Source organism: Bifidobacterium sp. B4081 (assembly GCF_026537335.1).
Taxonomy (GTDB): Bacteria; Actinomycetota; Actinomycetes; order Actinomycetales; family Bifidobacteriaceae; genus Bombiscardovia.
Genome location: NZ_JAFNMM010000001.1, coordinates 1,102,192 through 1,119,143, shown reverse-complemented (window position 1 = coordinate 1,119,143; position 16,952 = coordinate 1,102,192). Strand labels below are relative to the sequence as shown.

The following is a 16,952-nucleotide window of genomic DNA, read 5'->3' as shown; positions in this document are numbered from 1 at the left end:
CTATCGATCGGCGGGTCGGGGGCCGGATCCTGCTCCCGATGCCTCAGTTGCGCTCGCGAACTGTTTTATCCCAAGTTTGTTACTCTCTGTTCCCATGCTCGTAACCCGTTCGTAGCACGTCGGAGCGTCATTGTGAGGCGCTAGGCTGGCAGACATGACACAGGAAATCGAAATCGGTCTCGGCAAGAAGGCCACGGTGGCCTACATGCTCGATGATGTCTCCATACTCCCCTCAAGAAGGACCCGGGATCCCCAGGATGTCTCCACGGCCTGGCAGGTGGATGCCTACGAGTTCAACCTGCCACTTTTGGCAGCGCCCATGGATTCGGTCACCAGCCCGGAGACGGCCATCGCCCTGGGACGGATGGGCGGACTGGGCGTGCTGGACCTGGAGGGACTGTGGACCCGGTATGAGGATCCGCGTCCGCAGCTGGACCGGATAGCCCATGCCTCGCCGGAGCAGGCGACCGGGGTCATTCAGGAAGCCTACCGGGAGCCGGTCAAGGCGGAGCTGATCACCCGCCGTCTGCAGGAGATTCGCAAGGCCGGGGTCACGGTGGCCGGAGCCCTGTCCCCTCAGCGCACCCAGGAGTTCTATGCCACGGTGGTCGATGCGGGCGTGGACCTCTTCGTGATCCGAGGAACAGCGGTCTCGGCCGAACACGTCTCCACCAGCCATGAGCCCCTGAATTTAAAGAAGTTCATCTATGACCTGGACGTTCCGGTCATCGTCGGCGGGGCCGCCACCTATCAGGCTGCCCTGCATCTGATGCGCACTGGAGCCGCCGGGGTGCTGGTCGGGTTCGGCGGGGGAGCGTCATCCATTGATTCCGCCACCGTCGGAATCCAAGCGCCTATGGCCACGGCCATCTCGGATGTGGCCGAGGCGCGTCGCGACTACCTGGACGAGTCGGGCGGACGTTACGTTCAGGTCATCGCTGATGGGGAGACTGGTACCTCGGGTTCCTTTGTCAAGGCCTTGGCCATGGGGGCCGACGCGGTCATGCTGGGCACGCCCTTAGCCAAGGCTACGGAGGCTCCCGGCCAGGGCATGCACTGGGGGGCCGAAGCTCATCATCCTGAACTGCCGAGGGGCCGCAGGGTCCAGGTCGGGCAGGTGGGCAGCCTGGAGCGCATACTCTTCGGTCCCAGCGATCGCACCGACGGCAGTCTGAATCTGATCGGGGCCCTGCGCCGGGCCATGGCTTCCACCGGTTATGTGGATGTCAAAAACTTCCAGAAGTGCCGTGTGGCAGTGACCCCCGCCCCCCGCTGCTGAGTAGAACAGGACATTCACGGTCCATTTATCCATAATCTGTCTAAAGGCCGGTCCAGGTTGACCACATTCCTGAACCGGCCTTTACAATCCCTCAGTGCATTCTTACTCTGGACGTATTCGCTGTCGTTGCGTCGGTTGCCCAGTGCACCTCGCCGGCATGGGAGGGGGAACAAGCACATAGTAGTGCGAGGGGAGAAGTATGACGGAGTATATGGATCTGGCACCGGTCTGGGACCAAGATCAAGCAACCGAGGAGTCGACAGGACAGGAGGTCGGCGGCTGGTGGCCGTCTACCTGCACGCAGGTCCCCTTGGGATTTGGCGACATCAACCTGACAGTGCGAACGGTCAACTTCATCCGGCCGGGGGATGCTGCCGGGCATGAGGGCCTGTCTGCGGATCTCAAGCGTATTCTTGTCAATCTGTGCGCCTTGGCATCCAGGGTCTTCGATGTGTTGCGGGGTCGTTTACCTATGAAGAGCCTGGATCGTGTGCTCAACCGCGTCTGCATGGAACGATTGGCCCTGCTGGCCCAGTTGCTACGGGATCGGCATCTGGGCATGGTCCGAACAGCGGACCACGCCGGCATGACTTATCTGCCGCTGATCCCTAAACTGGTTGAGATCTACCGCGTAGACCGTGACCGGTACGAAACCACCATCGGATTTCTGGTCGGTGAGCGCACTGTGCTGACCAACCTGATCGTCGCCAGAAGCGGTTCGCGCTGGGTCTGTGTGCGCTTCGACATGGGCTAGGCGGCGGCTTTGGCGGGTTGACCCATATGATGGTGGGTATGTTGCGTGAATATACGGTCGAGCTTCAACACCCGACGACGGACAAGGACACCATCTATTCACTCCTGGCAAAACGCACCGCCCGTGACCCTGAAGAGCTGGTTGCCCAGTGGCAGGATCCCATGACCAGAAACTGGCACGATGTCAAGGCCGGGCAGATGTCCGCACGGGTTCGCGCCGTGGCCAAGGGCATGATGGCTTTGGGCGTGGAAAAGGGCAGCACTGTGGTCATCTACGCCTCCACCAGTTATGACTGGGGGGTTACGGACTTTGCCTGCGCTGCCATCGGGGCGGTCTCTGTGCCCATCTACGAGACCGACTCGCCCAGCCAGGCCCAGAAGATCGTTCAGGATGTGGACTGCATCCTGGCCTTTGCCGGTGACTCAGAGCATGCACAGATCCTGGAGCAGGTCCGGGGATCCTCGCCCAAGCTCAAGTACGTCTTCAATTTCGAAGCCGGGGGCCTGAACGCAGTCAGCGAATTCGGCCAAGGGATCGAAGATGAGCGCCTGGATCAGGCCATTGCCCAAGTCAAGGCCGACGATCTGGCCACCATCGTCTACACTTCGGGCTCAACTGGGGAGCCCAAGGGCGCCATGCTCTCCAACCGGAACTTCGTCCACATCGTCTTTGTGGGCTGGGATGTGCTCTACCACATGCTGGCAGCGCCCTCCCGCCTGATGCTCTTCCTGCCCCTTGCCCACTGCTTCGCCCGCTACATCCAGTATGTGGCTATCGGCGCCCAGGGCGTGGTTGGATACGTCTCCAACGCCAAGCACCTGCTGACCGATCTGCGCACCTTCCGGCCCACATATCTGCTGGGCGTGCCACGCGTCTTCGAGAAGGTCTACAACGCTGCCTCGCAAAAGGCCGGCACCGGCATGGCCGGCAAGGTCTTCGCTAAGGCCACCAAGCACTTCATCAAGTGGTCCAAGGACGAGCAGGAGGGGAACGGTCATTCGCTGTTTACCCGCCTCGCCCACGCCTTCTACACCAAGACCGTCGGCAATACGATCGAGTCCGCCCTGGGCTCCAACCTGAGTTACCTGGCCTGCGGCGGCGCGCCCATGAACGCCGACCTGGCCCATTTCTTCAACGGGATCGACGGGATCACCTTCATTCAGGGCTACGGGATGACCGAGACGGCAGCACCCTGCATCGTCAACTTCGAGGATGCCAACGAGGTGGGATCTGTCGGCCGCCCTGGCTCGGGCATCACGGTCAGGCTGAGCGACGACGATGAGCTCCTGGTCAAGGGTCCCAGCGTCTTCATGGGCTACTACCACCAGCCTGAGCTTGATTCCACCGTGCTCGATAAGGATGGCTGGCTCCACACCGGTGATCTGGCCCAGATCGACGACCAGGGCTTCGTCTTCATCACCGGCCGCAAAAAGGACGTTATCATCACCGCCGGCGGCAAGAACGTGAGCCCGGCTCCCCTGGAGGATGTCATCAGCACCTGCCCCGTAGTCTCCCAGGCCGTGGTCGTGGGCGACGGCAGGCCCTTCGTAGGTGCCCTGGTCACCCTGGACGCCGGGATGCTGAAGTCCTGGCTGACCTCCCAGGGTCTGGACGCTGACATGAGCATGGAGCAGGCCAGCCACAACGAGGCCATCCATGCCTTCATCCAGCAGTATGTGGACAAGGCCAACTGCAACGTCTCGCGGGCCGAGTCGGTGCGTAAGTTCCTGGTGCTGGACAAGGACTTCAGTCAGGAGGACGGCACCCTGACCCCCAGCCTGAAGGTGGTGCGCCCCGAGGTGCTCCGCCAGTACGCTGAACTCGTGGATAAGGTCCTCTATGCGCCTAGGACGCCAGCCAAGCCTGCTGCCAAGGAGAACGACATTGTCAGCAGGGCACGGACCACCATGAGCGATTCCCTGGCAAGCATGACCGGACGCAAGCGTGATGGCCGCCAGGAGGAGGAAGCGGCCCCGGAGGACGAGGAGTAAGCAGTGGCGATTCGTACAATCAGAGTGGTTCCCGATCCGGTTTTGCGAACCCCCTGCGATCCAGTGACCAGCATCACCCCGGCTGTGCGCAGTCTGGTCCGTGACCTGGTGGACACCGTGGACGACCCGGGCAGGGCAGGCCTGTCGGCCAATCAGATCGGGGTGGGCCTGCGCGTCTTCTCCTACAACATTGGTGGCAAGGTGGGCTACATCATCAATCCGGTCATCGACAAGGCCTCCGGCGAGCAGTATGGCGAGGAGGGATGCCTGTCCCTGCCCAACCTTTGGTATCCGACCAGGCGTGCCGACTACGCCCGAGCACACGGCATCGACCTGGATGGCAAGACGGTGACTCTTGAGGGCCATGGCATCATGGGGCGGATGATCCAGCACGAGTGCGATCACCTGGACGGCCATGTCTATGTGGATCGGCTGGAGAGCGACGTCCGTCGCAAGGCCATGCAGCAGCTGAGATCAGCTAGGTAGGCAGAGGGCGAACATGATACCCGAGGTCATTGGCCTCGGGTATCATGGTAATTCGGCGTGTCACTGCGCAGGTCTGCTGTCACGGGCGGGCAGGCGCGCCAAGCGTATTCCCGAACACACGCCGCAAATTCGCGCCATGTCCGCGACGTCCTGTGTCGGTCGGCTCCTCGGAGTTGCACGCAGGTGCACATGGCCAGGCAATAACCGACAATGAAAGGTATAGACATGGCACAGATCACCATGAGCGAAATGCTGAAGGCCGGCGTCCACTTCGGACACCAGACCCGTCGTTGGAACCCCAAGATGAAGCAGTACATCCTGATGGAGCGCAACGGCATCCACATCATCAACCTCTTCAAGTCGCTCGGTCTGATCGACCAGGCCTATGACTTCATCAAGCAGACAGTCGCCCACAACGGCACCGTGCTCTTCGTGGGGACCAAGAAGCAGGCCCAGGAGGCCATCAAGGCCCAGGCCACCCGGGTGAACATGCCCTACGTCTCCGAGCGTTGGCTGGGTGGCATGCTGACCAACTTCCAGACCGTGACCAAGCGGGTCGGCCGCTTGAAGGAGCTGGAGGAGATGGACTTCGACGACGTGCACGGCTCGGGGCTGACCAAGAAGGAGCTCCTGCTGCTGCGTCGCGAGAAGGACAAGCTGGAGCGTCAGCTGGGCGGCATCCGCAACATGAACCGCACCCCTTCGGCCCTGTTCGTGGTCGACATCAACAAGGAGGCCCTGGCGGTCTCCGAGGCCAACAAGCTGGGTATCCCGGTCGTGGCCCTGGTGGACACCAACACGGATCCCGAACTTGTCACCTACCCCATTCCCGCCAACGATGATGCCATCCGTGGCGTCGAGCTGCTGACCAGGCTGATGGCCGATGCCGTGGCTGACGGTCTGTTGGAGCGTTCCGGCAAGGCCGCCAAGACCGAGGAGGCCTCCGACCAGCCCATGGCCGAGTGGGAGAAGAACCTGCTGGAGAACAAGGACGGACAGCCGCAGGAGCAGGCCCAGGAGACTGCCCAGGCTCCCCAGGCCGAGCAGCCTGCGCAAGAGCAGCAGGAGACCCCCGCTGCCGATCAGGCTGCCTGAAATCTGACGTCTAGATAGGAGAGTTTCATGGCAAAAATCACCGCTGCACTGATCAAGGAGCTGCGCGATCAGACCGGCGCCGGCATGATGGACGTCAAGAAGGCCCTGACCGAGGCCGAGGGCGACATGGCCCGCGCCAAGGAGATCATCCGCGCCACCGGTATCCAGGCCGCAGGCGCCCGCGAGGGTCGCAAGGCTCAGGAGGGCTTGATCGCCTCCACCGTCGTCGAGGGCGGACAGGGTCAGATCGGCTACGCCGTCGAGCTCAACTCCGAGACCGACTTCGTGGCCAAGACCCCTCAGTTCGTCGAGTTCGGCCAAGAGGTCATCGACGACGTGGCCAAGGCTGATGCCTCCAACGTCGAGCAGGTCGATGCCGCTCCATCCAAGTCCGGCACCGTCAAGGAGACCGTAGAGGAGGCCGGCGCGCTCTTCCATGAGCACGTCAAGGTCGGCCAGGTGGCCCGGGTCGAGGGCCCCCGTGTGGAGATTTACGCCCACCGCAAGTCCGTGGAAATGCCCCCCTCCATTGTGGCCATGATCGCCACTGATGAGGCCGGCGCCCAGGTGGCCCATGAGGTGGCTCTGCAGATCTCCGCCATGAGCCCCAAGTGGCTCAGCCGCGAGGATGTGCCTGCCGACGTGGTGGAGTCCGAGCGTCGCGTGGCCACTGAGAAGTCCCAGGCCGAAGGCAAGCCCGAGAAGATTATCCCCAAGATCGTCGAGGGGCGTCTGAACGCCTTCTTCAAGGAGACCGTCCTGCTGGAGCAGCAGTATGTCAAGGACACTTCCAAGACCATTGGCGACCTCTTCAAGCAGGCTGGCGGCAAGGCTCTGGCCTTCGCCCGTCTCGAGGTCGGCAAAGGCGACGAAGAGGAGTAGCCCAGCAATGTACTGAGTTGCCTGGCCTGATCCTGAGCTGAGGGATAGGCAGATGACCGGCATTGATGGTAATTGACGATAGGGGAGTGGCTTTCGTGGCTGCTCCCCTTCTTTTGTCCCGAGCCTGACCAAGAAGGGGTTGTCGTCCAGCCCCGATACCCTAGTTACCGGCGTATTCCGCCCGTCATCATGTTTGGAGAAAGGGCTTTTATGACTGGATCCGATTCAGCGCAAAACCCAGCATCGCCTCGTCGTGTGCTGCTCAAGCTCTCCGGAGAGGCCTTCGGGGGAGGCGAGGTCGGCATCGACGTGCAGGTGGTCAAGCGGGTGGCCAAGGAGATCGTCCAGGCGGTACAGGGCGGCGTGCAGGTGGCCATCGTGGTGGGCGGCGGCAACTTCTTCCGCGGAGCCGAGCTCAGCCAGGCCGGAATCGAGCGTTCGCGCGGCGACTACATGGGCATGCTGGGTACGGTCATGAACTGCCTGGCCCTGCAGGACTTCCTGGAGCAGGATGGTCAGGCCACCAGGGTGCAGACAGCCATCACTATGGGCCAGGTGGCCGAGCCCTATATCCCGCTCAAGGCCATCCGTCATCTGGAAAAGGGTCGTGTGGTCATCTTCGGTGCCGGATCAGGCATGCCTTACTTCTCCACCGACACCGTCTCCATCCAGCGGGCTCTGGAGATTCATTGCGTCGAGGTCCTCATGGGCAAGAACGGTGTGGATGGCGTGTATACGGCTGATCCGCACAAGCAGGCTTCTGCGCGCATGTTCACCAATCTGAGCTATCAGCGGGCTCTGGTGGACAATTTGGCCGTCATGGATGCGGCAGCCCTGTCCATGGCCCGGGACAACGATATGCCCATCCGTGTCTTCGGACTGGAGGGTGATGGCAACGTGACCGGAGCGCTCAAGGGCCAGCGTCTGGGCACCCTGGTCCACGGTGGTCCTGATCGTACCCTGTGACCGGTTGCGGGCACACCCCGCGCCGCTTGGCCCCTGTGGCCCCATGGCCGTAGAGTATAAGAATGACGGACCTCGCGCGCACAGGCGGATGGTCCATACAGCAAGGAGCAGATCATGACCACAGTGGTGGACCAGGCCGGAAGGCAGATGGACAAGAGCATCGAGGCGACCAAGGAGAACTTCTCGGGAATCAGGACCGGGCGTGCCAACCCCTCCTTCCTCAACGACATCATGGTTGAGTACTATGGCACTCCCACGCCCATCAAGTCGCTGGCATCCATCGGCGTCCCGGAGCCTCGCACCCTGGCCGTCACCCCCTTCGACCCCTCCCAGGCGGGTGCGGTCGAGAAGGCCATTCGCGATTCGGACCTGGGCGTCAACCCTAGCCGTGACGGCAACGTCATCAGGGTCACCATGCCCGAGCTGACCGAGGAGCGCCGCCGGGATTACGTCAAGCTGGCCAAGACCAAGGCTGAGGAGGGCAAGGTGGCCGTCCGCAACATCCGGCGCAAGGTCAAGGAAGAGCTGGAGGCCAAGGTCAAGGATGGCGACCTGGGCGAGGATGAAGGCAACCGGCTGCAGAAGGAGCTGGAGACCGTCACCAAGCAGAAGAACGACATGATTGATCAGCTCCTGGATGCCAAGGAGAAGGAGATCCTCGAGGTCTGATCCGCCTGGGGAGGGTCCACACTTCATGAGTATTAAGGAAAGCTCGGCCGAGAAGGCCGGTCAGGATGCCGTCGCAAGCCTGAACAAGCGGACCGGACGCAACATGCCGCAGGCGGTGGCCACTGGCGCGCTTCTGGTGGTCATCATCCTGGCCTGCATCCTGGTGCGCATCGACGCATTCATCTACCTGATCGTGATCTTCATGACCCTGGGGCTTTGGGAGCTCAGGGTGGACTTTGCCACGGCTGGCCTGCATATACCGGTGGTCGAGCTCTGGATCTGCTCGGCTGCCACCATGCTGGCCTCCTTCTACGCTCCTGATCACGTGGCGGTCATGACCGCCGGAGTTCTGATCACCGCTCTGGTCGGGGCCCTTGCGGCCACCCGCAACCATCGCCTGGGCGGTCGGCTGGTCAAGGCGGTGAACGCCAAGCTCTCGGGCAAGGATGCGCAGACCATGGCCGATGCCTCCTATGGCGCCTCAGATGGGGAGAACCGATCAAGCAGCCTGGCCAATGTGGGCGTCACCCTTCTGACCGTTGTCTACATCACCCTTCTGGCCTGTCTGATAACCCTGCCCACCACCTTCGGCGGGCATCCTGCCGCACACGCATTCATGGTGATTTTCCTGCCCGCCTTAAGCGACATCGGTGGTCTTCTCTTTGGCTCGCTCTTCGGTAAGCACAAGATCTCGCCCCGCATCTCTCCCGGCAAATCCGTGGAGGGGTTGGCAGGCTCCATGCTCTGCTGTCTGGTTGGCGCCCTGGTTATCTTCGCGGCCACCTATCCCATGGCGGTTTGGGGGCGGATCTGGTGGGTCGCCCTGCTCATGGGCATCATGGTCGGAGCCACAGGCACCCTAGGGGACCTGAGCGCATCCTTGATCAAACGTGACCTGGGGATCAAGGACATGGGCCACCTGCTCAAGGGCCATGGCGGAGTGCTGGACAGGGTGGATTCCATCCTCATGTCCGCACCGTTCATCACACTGGTTCTTTTGATTACCGGTCTGTGACCGGTATTTGACGGCTGATACAGGATGAGGTAGAGGTATGACAGATGTCGATTTGACCGGTGCCGAGCCTGAAACCGGCATCACCCCAGGAGGCGAGGATGGGGCTTTCCGCGACGTTCTGGCGGCCGACCACGCCCGTCGAGGCAAGCCACCGCGCCACTTTACGGATATGGACCAGCATGAGCGTCAGGAGGTCTGCGCGCAACTGGGTCTGCCGAAATTCCGGGTCTCGCAGCTGGCCAACCATTACTTCAACCATCTGTCCACCAATCCGGACGACTTCACGGACTTTCCCGCAGCCAGCCGTCAGGAGGCCGTGCACCGCTTCTTCCCTGAACTGATCACCCCGGTCACTGTCCAGAAGGCGGACCAAGGGACGACCATCAAGACCCTCTGGGAGCTCTTCGACGGGTCCAGGATCGAGTCCGTGCTTATGCGCTATCCCTCCAGAGCCACCCTCTGCATCTCCAGTCAGGTCGGCTGCGGTATGGGCTGTCCCTTCTGCGCCACCGGTCAGCTTGGATTGACCCGGAACATGTCGACCGGCGAGATTCTGGAACAGGTCAGGGCCGCCTCCCGGATGATGCGGTCCGGACAGGTTGCCGGAGGCCCGGGACGTCTGAGCAACATCGTCTTCATGGGGATGGGCGAGCCCATGGGCAACTATCGGGCTGTGCTTTCCGCAGTCAGACAGATCAGTGCCCTGCCACCCAAGGGATTCGGCATCTCGGCTAGGAACATCACCGTCTCCACGGTCGGTGTGGTCCCCGGCATCCGCAAGCTGACCAAAGAGGGCATTCCGGTCCGTCTGGCCGTCTCCCTCCATGCTCCCAGCGATAAGTTGCGCGACGAGCTGGTTCCCATGAACAGACGCTTCAACACCACCCAGGTTCTGGACGCGGCCCACGACTACTACCTGGCTAGTGGCAGACGGGTCAGCATCGAGTATGCCCTGATGCGAGGCATCAACGACCAAGCCGAGCATGTCCGCCTTCTGGCCAAGCGCCTCAATCATTACGGGGACGACTGGGCTCATGTCAATCCCATACCCTTGAATCCAATCGAGGGGTCCCGTTGGACGGCCTCCAAGCCCGAGGACGAGCAGCGCTTCCTGGACATCCTCCACAAGGCCGGAATCACTGCAACCATGAGGGACACTCGCGGATCGGACATCGACGGTGCCTGCGGGCAGCTGGCAGCCAAGGCCGTCAAGCTTCAGGCCTGAATCAGCTTTTACAATGCGTTCATGCCATAGTGTGGACATGCCAGGGCCTTCGGACACCAGAGCAGCTAAGGTCTTGACTCAAACAAATCGGTTCAGGCAGGAAGGCAGGTCGCATGGCGGTAGCGGTTCGTGTCATTCCCTGCCTGGATGTCGACCAGGGCCGTGTGGTCAAAGGCGTCCACTTCAAAAATCTGCGCGATGCGGGCGACCCGGTCGAACTGGCTTCCGCTTACTACCAGCAGGGCGCTGACGAACTGACTTTTCTGGATGTGACTGCCTCTGGAAGCGGGCGAGCCACCATGGTGGACCTGGTCAAGAGCACTGCCGACCAGATCTTCATTCCATTGACCGTCGGCGGAGGTGTGCGGACGCCGCAGGATGTCGACACTCTCCTGCGGTCAGGGGCCGACAAGGTCGGCATCAACACGGCAGCCATTGCCAATCCGCAGGTCATCGGGGATATCGCCCAGCGGTTCGGTCGTCAGGTCCTGGTGCTTTCGGTCGATGCCCGCCGATCCAATGCCCAGGGCATTACCTCAGGATATGAGGTGACCACCATGGGTGGCAAGCAGTCCACCGGCATCGATGCCATCGACTGGGTCAAGCAGGCTCAAAAGCTTGGAGCCGGTGAGATCCTCCTCAACTCCATGGATGCAGACGGCACCCGTCAGGGATTCGATCTGGAGATGATCGCCGACGTGCGCAAGGCTGTCTCTCTTCCGCTCATCGCTAGCGGTGGCGCAGGCAAGGCCGCCGATTTTCCTCCTGCGGTCAAGGCCGGGGCCGATGCGGTCCTGGCGGCTTCCGTCTTCCATTTCGGCCAGGTGTCCATCAAGGATGTCAAGCAGGCGCTTCATACGGCCGGGTATCCGGTTCGATGGCAGGCCTGAACCCAATCTGGCAGATAATTTCGACATCATATGCTGCATGGCATTTGCTGGCCATGCTGGCAGTCATCGGGAAACCATACCCATACCATAAACAATCAACCGGCAAGGATGTGTCGGACAAATCAGGAGAATGAGGATCAATGTCACAGTCTTCGAAGGACCAGGAAGCACGTTTGGATCCGAGCATAGCGGCCAGGCTGAAGAAGGATTCCAAGGGACTTGTTGCCGCTGTGGTCCAACAGTATGACAGCCGTCAGGTGCTCATGGTCGGGTACATGGATGAGGAGGCCCTAAGACGGACCCTGACTACAGGAAGGGTCACCTTCTGGTCCCGCTCCAGACAGGAATACTGGCGCAAGGGGGAAACCTCCGGGCATGTCCAATACGTCAAGGGCGTCAGCATCGACTGCGACGGGGACGCCTTGCTTATCGAAGTCGACCAGGTGGGGGCGGCCTGCCACACCGGACACAGGTCGTGTTTTGAAGCCGGAGGACCCTTGCCTGCGGTGCAGGGCAATCGTACTCAGACACAGATGTAGAGCGAGGAAGGGTAATGGGTAATCCAGTGGAGAAAGACGCTAAGGTTGTGACAGGGAATACACAAGAAACTGGAGGGAAGGGCTCTATGACCGTCTTGGATGAACTGGTGGCCGGCGCCGTGGAGGATGCAAGGAGCCGGGTGCAACAGATTCCCTTGGAAAGTCTCAAGCAACAGGTCAGGAGCATGAAGCGCAAACCTCTGGATGCCGCGCGACTGCTCAGGGAGAGCGTCGGTATTCCGATCATCGCGGAAATCAAGCGAGCCTCGCCCTCCAAGGGGTACCTTGCCGACATCAAAAATCCCGCCGCTCTAGCCCGGCAGTATGCCAACGGGGGTGCCTCGGCCATATCGGTCCTGACCGAGGGCAGGCGCTTCCTGGGATCCTTGGAGGATCTGCGACAGGTCAGACAGGCCGTGGGCATTCCCGTGCTCAACAAGAACTTCATCGTCTCCGACTACCAGGTCTGGGAGTCCAGGGCCAACGGGGCCGACATGATCCTACTGATTGTGGCGGCCTTGGATGACACACGTCTCAAGCACCTGCTGGACCTGGCCGGGAGCCTGGGCATGACCGCCCTGGTCGAGACGCATGATCGTCAGGAGATCGAGCGGGCCATCGCGGCCGGTGCCAAGGTGATTGGCATCAACGCCCGGAATCTGAAGGACCTGAGCGTCGACGTCGACCAGTATGCCCGCCTGGCTTCCAACCTGCCCAAGGATGTGGTCAAGGTGGCCGAGTCCGGAGTGTTCGGCACGGTCGAGCTGGAGCGGTACGCGCGGGCAGGGGCCGATGCGGTCCTGATAGGAGAAGGTCTGGTCACCTCCCAGGACCAGGAGGGTACGGTTCGCTTGCTGGTTCAGGCTGGCCACCGCTTCAAGGCCGCCGAGGCCAGACCCCTGTCGACCCATGGCGGTCCCTATTTCGGCCCCTATGGCGGACGTTTCGTCCCTGAGGCCCTGGTGGGCGCCCTTGATGAGCTGGAGCGTGTCTACAAGGAGGCCAAGGCCGATCCGGCCTTCCGTGAGGAGCTGAACAGACTCAACCGTGTCTATGTGGGGCGTCCCTCGGCCCTGACACCGGCGCCTCGGTTCGCCAAGCTGATCGGCGATCGGGTCGGCGGCCAGGTCAGGGTCTTCCTGAAAAGGGAGGACCTGAACCACACGGGCGCCCACAAGATCAACAACGCCCTGGGTCAGGGGCTCCTGGTCAAGCGCATGGGCAAGACCCGGGTCATCGCGGAGACCGGTGCCGGTCAGCACGGCGTGGCCACGGCCACGGTCTGTGCCCTCCTGGGCTTCAAGTGCCGAATTTACATGGGGCAGATCGATGCCCGCAGACAGGCCCTGAACGTGGCCAGGATGCGGATGCTGGGAGCCGAAGTCGTCGAGGTGACCACCGGGACCAGGATCCTCAAGGACGCCATCAATGAGGCCCTGCGTGACTGGGTGACCAACGTGGAGTCCACCCACTACCTGTTGGGCACGGTTGCCGGCCCCCATCCCTTCCCAACCATCGTCAGGGACTTCCAGAAGATCATCGGCGAAGAGGCATCCGCACAGCTTTCCGCATACGGCATCGACCATCCTGACGGGGTTGTGGCCTGCGTCGGCGGGGGTTCCAACGCCATCGGCATCATGAACACCTTCCTGGACGATCCACGGGTCTCCCTTTACGCATATGAGGCCGGCGGGGATGGGCCCAAGTCGGGCAAGCACGCCATCCGCCTGTCGCCAGGCACCGGTCAGATCGGCGTCTTCCAAGGAATCAAGTCCTATCTCTTGGAGGACGACCAGGGTCAGACCATGGACACCTACTCCATCTCCGCCGGTCTGGATTACGCCTCGGTGGGACCCGAGCATGCCTGGCTGCACGACATGGGCCGGGTCAAGTATGACTACGCAACCGATAAGGAGGCCATGCAGGCTTTCAGCGACCTCTGCCGGACCGAGGGCATCATCCCTGCCCTGGAGTCCTCGCACGCCTTGGCCGGAGCCAGCAAGGCGGCCACCGACCTTTTGCGCAAGGGAATCAGGAATCCTGTCATTCTGATCAACATTTCGGGCAGGGGCGATAAGGATGTAGCCACGGCGGGCAGATGGTTCGGCTACCTGTCCGAGCAGGAGGCCAGCGCTTTGGAAGCCCAGGCCGGGCACAGCAGAAGCGATCAAGCAGAAGAGGAGGCCCGATGATGGTCAACCAGCAATGGCAGTGGCAGAAAGCGCCCGTCCAGCCTGTCCAACCCAAGCCTGTGCAATCCCAGCCTGTCCAACCTAAGGGGTTCAGCCGCACGGCCAGCCCGGTGGCGTCCACGCTGCAGACCCTCCGCCAAGAGGGCAGGCCAGCATTCATCGGCTACTTCCCCTACGGATTCCCTGACGTGCCCACATCCTTGGAGGCCATGCGGGTCATGGTGAAAAGCGGGGTCGACATCGTCGAGATCGGGCTGCCCTACAGCGACCCGGTCATGGATGGCCCGGTCATCCAGGCGGCCAGCAAGTGTGCCATCGACAATGGCGTCAAGGTCGAGGGTGTCTTCGACGCGGTCCGCCAGGTTCAGGCGGACGGTGCCAGGGCTCTGGTCATGAGCTACTGGAATCTGATCATGCATCACGGAGTAGCGGATTTTGCCGCCCGGATGGCCGAGGCCGGCGGGTCCGGGCTGGTCACCCCGGATCTGATCGTCGACGAATCCGGGGAATGGATAGAGCAGTCGGATCGGTATGGTCTTGACCGGGTCTATCTGGTCTCGCCCGACTCAACTGATGCACGTCTGCAGATCACCTCCCGTGCAGCCAGAGGATTCGTCTACGCGACCTCCCGGATGGGCGTGACCGGCGAACGTACCAGTATGTCCAACTCGGCGCAGAACCTGGTGGCGAGAGTCAGGCAGGCTGGGGCCCCTTATGTATGCGTGGGCATCGGGGTGTCTACCGCCCAGCAGGCCTCCCAGGTCGGCGCCTACGCGGACGGGGTCATCGTCGGCTCGGCCCTGGTCCACTGCCTTCTGGATGACGAGGGCAGGCCGCGGAAGGACCGTAGAAAGGCACTGGAGTCCCTGGCTGAGGTTTGCTCCGACCTGCGTTGGGGCATCTCACAGGCCAGGAAGTGAGTGGGGCTGTAAGGCCCAGGGGCTAGATTGGGGCTTTATGACGCTTGCCTACATTCCATCGCCAGGAATCTCCAGTTTCCATCTGGGGCCGGTCACCATCCGGTTTTACGCGCTGACCATGCTTCTGGCCATCATCGTGGCTGCCTGGATCACCGCCAGGCGCTGGAAGAAGGAGGGTGGCCGGACCGACCAGATTCTGGACATCGCCATCTGCGCGGTACCGGCCGGCATCGTCGGCGCCAGGCTCTACCACGTCATCACCACACCTGAGCGGTATTTCGGAGCTGATGGCAATCCAGCCGATATTCTGCGCATCTGGCGTGGCGGTTTGGGCATCTGGGGTGCGGTCCTCCTGGGAGCACTGGCAGCCTGGGCCTGGTGCCGTCACAAGAGCTACCCGACCGCCCTGCTGGCCGACAGTGTGGCTCCTGCCCTTCTGGTGGCCCAGGCCATCGGGCGGCTGGGCAACTGGTTCAACCAGGAACTCTACGGGGCCCCAACCACGCTGCCCTGGGGACTGAAGATCGATGCGGCAGGTTCCGCCATTGGCAGCAGCGAACAGTGCTATGACGGGGCCACCTGTCCGACAGGCACCCTCTTCCAACCCACATTTCTGTATGAGATGATCTGGAACCTGATTGGCGCAGCCCTCCTGGTCTGGATCGGCCACAAGGCCGTGAACGTGCTCAAGGCTGGCTCGCTCTTCGCCCTCTATGTCATGTGGTACACCCTGGGGCGCACCTGGATCGAGGCCCTTCGCATCGACTTCGCCCACGAATTCCTGGGTGTCAGGGTCAACGTCTGGGTGTCCATGACGGTCTTCTTCCTGGCGGCTGCAGCCTTCGTCCTCATAGCGCGCAAGGGCAAGCCGACCTCCCTGCTGTCCGAAAAGCTGCGGACCATCACCGAGCTTGAGGTGTGTCAGGAATCCGAGGCCCGGAGCAAGTAGGACAGGGGTCAGCTATCCGGGGTCGGTAGGTGTGCAATTAAGCCACAAACCGGTGCCGCCGGTCTTCCGTACAACATAGAATAATCTCCATGAGCATTCAGATAGCACCCAGCATTCTTTCCGCCGATTTCGCCAACTTGGAGCGGGATCTCAAGGCTATTGCCAATGCCGATATGGTTCACGTGGATGTGATGGACCACCATTTCGTTCCCAACCTGACGCTTGGCGAGCCCGTGGTGGAGCGCATCTGCCAGGTGACCGACCTACCGGTGGACGTGCATCTGATGATCGAGGACCCCGACCGTTGGGCCCCGGAATTCGCCAAGCTGGGTGTTGCCTCCGTCACCTTCCATACCGGAGCCGTCCATGCCCCGGTCCGTCTGGCCCGCCAGCTGCACGACATGGGGGTCAAGGCCTGCCTGGCCGTGCGCCCTGCCGAACCTGTGGAGCCGATATTCGACATTCTCGATGAGTTTGACATGATTCTGGTCATGACCGTGGAGCCAGGTTTCGGCGGCCAGAAGTTCCTGGACAATCAGATGCCAAAGACCCGCCGCCTTCGTGACCAGATCACCGCACGCGGCCTGAAGACCCACATCCAGGTGGATGGCGGGGTAAGCCCCACGACGGCTCCTATAGTGGCAGAAGCTGGAGCCGACGTTTTGGTCGCAGGCTCCGCGGTCTACGGCGCTGACGACCCGGCCAAGGCCATTGACCAGATCAGGCAAGCCGCGCAGGTAAGCTACAAGGACTGACAGTTTTTGCAGGAAGAATGGAGATAGCCAGATGAAGACCTTCGATGGGTTGTTTGAGGAGCTTACGACCAAGGCCAAGGAACGTCCGGAAGGATCCTTGACCGTAGGCGAGCTGGATAAGGGCACGCATTTCATCGGCAAGAAAATCAATGAAGAGGCTGGAGAGACCTGGATCGCCGCTGAGTATGAGGGCAAGGAGCGGACGGCCGAGGAGATGAGCCAACTGCTGTACCACATTCAGGTCATGATGATCGATCGGGGCATCACCCTGGAGGATGTCTACAGGTATCTGTGACCCCTGATCCTATCCCGCTGTAGATTCGCTTCCGCAATTAGGAGGTTGCC

The 16,952-nt window shown here is 61.7% G+C and carries 17 protein-coding genes; all 17 read left to right on the top strand.

Translation table 11 applies throughout. The features are described from left to right. The first annotated feature begins 154 nt into the window (after window positions 1-154). The 17 genes from J3T92_RS04975 (at window position 155) to J3T92_RS04895 (ending at window position 16,902) form a co-directional block, all read left to right on the top strand. Window positions 155-1,279 carry a GuaB3 family IMP dehydrogenase-related protein gene (locus J3T92_RS04975; protein WP_267400041.1) on the top strand — a complete coding sequence of 375 codons (1,125 nt, stop codon included), beginning with the start codon at window positions 155-157 and terminating at the stop codon, window positions 1,277-1,279. 199 nt (window positions 1,280-1,478) lie between these two features. Next, window positions 1,479-2,033, top strand: a complete 555-nt coding sequence (locus tag J3T92_RS04970; protein WP_034524942.1) for a hypothetical protein — start codon at window positions 1,479-1,481, stop codon at window positions 2,031-2,033. 38 nt (window positions 2,034-2,071) lie between these two features. Then, window positions 2,072-4,024 carry an AMP-dependent synthetase/ligase gene (locus J3T92_RS04965; RefSeq protein WP_267400040.1) on the top strand — a complete coding sequence of 651 codons (1,953 nt, stop codon included), beginning with the start codon at window positions 2,072-2,074 and terminating at the stop codon, window positions 4,022-4,024. Between the two features lie 3 nt (window positions 4,025-4,027). After that, window positions 4,028-4,510, top strand: a complete 483-nt coding sequence (locus tag J3T92_RS04960) for a peptide deformylase (protein WP_267400039.1) — start codon at window positions 4,028-4,030, stop codon at window positions 4,508-4,510. Between the two features lie 225 nt (window positions 4,511-4,735). Beyond that, the gene (gene rpsB / locus J3T92_RS04955) at window positions 4,736-5,605 is read left to right on the top strand and encodes a 30S ribosomal protein S2 (protein ID WP_024627680.1); all 870 of its coding nucleotides are present in this window, start codon (window positions 4,736-4,738) and stop codon (window positions 5,603-5,605) included. Window positions 5,606-5,632: 27 nt separating this feature from the next. Continuing rightward, window positions 5,633-6,487, top strand: a complete 855-nt coding sequence (tsf, locus tag J3T92_RS04950; protein ID WP_267400038.1) for a translation elongation factor Ts — start codon at window positions 5,633-5,635, stop codon at window positions 6,485-6,487. 210 nt (window positions 6,488-6,697) lie between these two features. Beyond that, window positions 6,698-7,453 (top strand): UMP kinase, encoded by a 756-nt coding sequence (gene pyrH / locus J3T92_RS04945; RefSeq protein WP_267400036.1) that lies wholly within the window; start codon window positions 6,698-6,700, stop codon window positions 7,451-7,453. 114 nt (window positions 7,454-7,567) lie between these two features. Next, window positions 7,568-8,122 carry a ribosome recycling factor gene (gene frr, locus J3T92_RS04940; protein ID WP_024627683.1) on the top strand — a complete coding sequence of 185 codons (555 nt, stop codon included), beginning with the start codon at window positions 7,568-7,570 and terminating at the stop codon, window positions 8,120-8,122. Between the two features lie 25 nt (window positions 8,123-8,147). Then, on the top strand, window positions 8,148-9,137 hold the full coding sequence (locus J3T92_RS04935; protein ID WP_267400034.1) for a phosphatidate cytidylyltransferase: 990 nt from the start codon (window positions 8,148-8,150) through the stop codon (window positions 9,135-9,137). Window positions 9,138-9,174: 37 nt separating this feature from the next. After that, window positions 9,175-10,362, top strand: a complete 1,188-nt coding sequence (rlmN, locus tag J3T92_RS04930) for a 23S rRNA (adenine(2503)-C(2))-methyltransferase RlmN (protein WP_267400033.1) — start codon at window positions 9,175-9,177, stop codon at window positions 10,360-10,362. A 113-nt stretch (window positions 10,363-10,475) separates the two neighbouring features. Further along, window positions 10,476-11,252, top strand: coding sequence for an imidazole glycerol phosphate synthase subunit HisF (gene hisF, locus J3T92_RS04925; protein WP_267400032.1), 777 nt, complete (start codon window positions 10,476-10,478; stop codon window positions 11,250-11,252). A 140-nt stretch (window positions 11,253-11,392) separates the two neighbouring features. Then, on the top strand, window positions 11,393-11,791 hold the full coding sequence (gene hisI, locus J3T92_RS04920) for a phosphoribosyl-AMP cyclohydrolase (protein WP_267400030.1): 399 nt from the start codon (window positions 11,393-11,395) through the stop codon (window positions 11,789-11,791). Between the two features lie 86 nt (window positions 11,792-11,877). Next, a complete protein-coding gene (gene trpB / locus J3T92_RS04915) occupies window positions 11,878-13,983 on the top strand; it encodes a tryptophan synthase subunit beta (protein ID WP_267400029.1) in 2,106 nt (701 codons plus the stop codon). After that, window positions 13,983-14,903: a tryptophan synthase subunit alpha gene (gene trpA, locus J3T92_RS04910; protein ID WP_267400258.1), complete on the top strand. Its 921-nt coding sequence runs from the start codon at window positions 13,983-13,985 to the stop codon at window positions 14,901-14,903. Before trpB ends, trpA begins: the two co-directional genes overlap by 1 nt. A gap of 37 nt (window positions 14,904-14,940) precedes the next feature. Next, window positions 14,941-15,852 (top strand): prolipoprotein diacylglyceryl transferase, encoded by a 912-nt coding sequence (gene lgt, locus J3T92_RS04905; RefSeq protein ID WP_267400028.1) that lies wholly within the window; start codon window positions 14,941-14,943, stop codon window positions 15,850-15,852. A gap of 89 nt (window positions 15,853-15,941) precedes the next feature. After that, complete coding sequence (gene rpe, locus J3T92_RS04900) at window positions 15,942-16,607, top strand: ribulose-phosphate 3-epimerase (protein ID WP_029678892.1); 666 nt, start codon at window positions 15,942-15,944, stop codon at window positions 16,605-16,607. Between the two features lie 31 nt (window positions 16,608-16,638). Next, complete coding sequence (locus J3T92_RS04895) at window positions 16,639-16,902, top strand: phosphoribosyl-ATP diphosphatase (RefSeq protein WP_024627692.1); 264 nt, start codon at window positions 16,639-16,641, stop codon at window positions 16,900-16,902. Window positions 16,903-16,952 lie beyond the last annotated feature (50 nt).

Coding starts and splice junctions, on each gene's coding strand:
- J3T92_RS04975 (WP_267400041.1), top strand. CDS start 155: ATGACACAGGAAATCGAAATCGGTCTCGGCAAGAAGGCCACGGTGGCC.
- J3T92_RS04970 (WP_034524942.1), top strand. CDS start 1,479: ATGACGGAGTATATGGATCTGGCACCGGTCTGGGACCAAGATCAAGCA.
- J3T92_RS04965 (WP_267400040.1), top strand. CDS start 2,072: ATGTTGCGTGAATATACGGTCGAGCTTCAACACCCGACGACGGACAAG.
- rpsB (WP_024627680.1), top strand. CDS start 4,736: ATGGCACAGATCACCATGAGCGAAATGCTGAAGGCCGGCGTCCACTTC.
- tsf (WP_267400038.1), top strand. CDS start 5,633: ATGGCAAAAATCACCGCTGCACTGATCAAGGAGCTGCGCGATCAGACC.
- pyrH (WP_267400036.1), top strand. CDS start 6,698: ATGACTGGATCCGATTCAGCGCAAAACCCAGCATCGCCTCGTCGTGTG.
- frr (WP_024627683.1), top strand. CDS start 7,568: ATGACCACAGTGGTGGACCAGGCCGGAAGGCAGATGGACAAGAGCATC.
- J3T92_RS04935 (WP_267400034.1), top strand. CDS start 8,148: ATGAGTATTAAGGAAAGCTCGGCCGAGAAGGCCGGTCAGGATGCCGTC.
- rlmN (WP_267400033.1), top strand. CDS start 9,175: ATGACAGATGTCGATTTGACCGGTGCCGAGCCTGAAACCGGCATCACC.
- hisF (WP_267400032.1), top strand. CDS start 10,476: ATGGCGGTAGCGGTTCGTGTCATTCCCTGCCTGGATGTCGACCAGGGC.
- hisI (WP_267400030.1), top strand. CDS start 11,393: ATGTCACAGTCTTCGAAGGACCAGGAAGCACGTTTGGATCCGAGCATA.
- trpB (WP_267400029.1), top strand. CDS start 11,878: ATGACCGTCTTGGATGAACTGGTGGCCGGCGCCGTGGAGGATGCAAGG.
- trpA (WP_267400258.1), top strand. CDS start 13,983: ATGGTCAACCAGCAATGGCAGTGGCAGAAAGCGCCCGTCCAGCCTGTC.
- lgt (WP_267400028.1), top strand. CDS start 14,941: ATGACGCTTGCCTACATTCCATCGCCAGGAATCTCCAGTTTCCATCTG.
- rpe (WP_029678892.1), top strand. CDS start 15,942: ATGAGCATTCAGATAGCACCCAGCATTCTTTCCGCCGATTTCGCCAAC.
- J3T92_RS04895 (WP_024627692.1), top strand. CDS start 16,639: ATGAAGACCTTCGATGGGTTGTTTGAGGAGCTTACGACCAAGGCCAAG.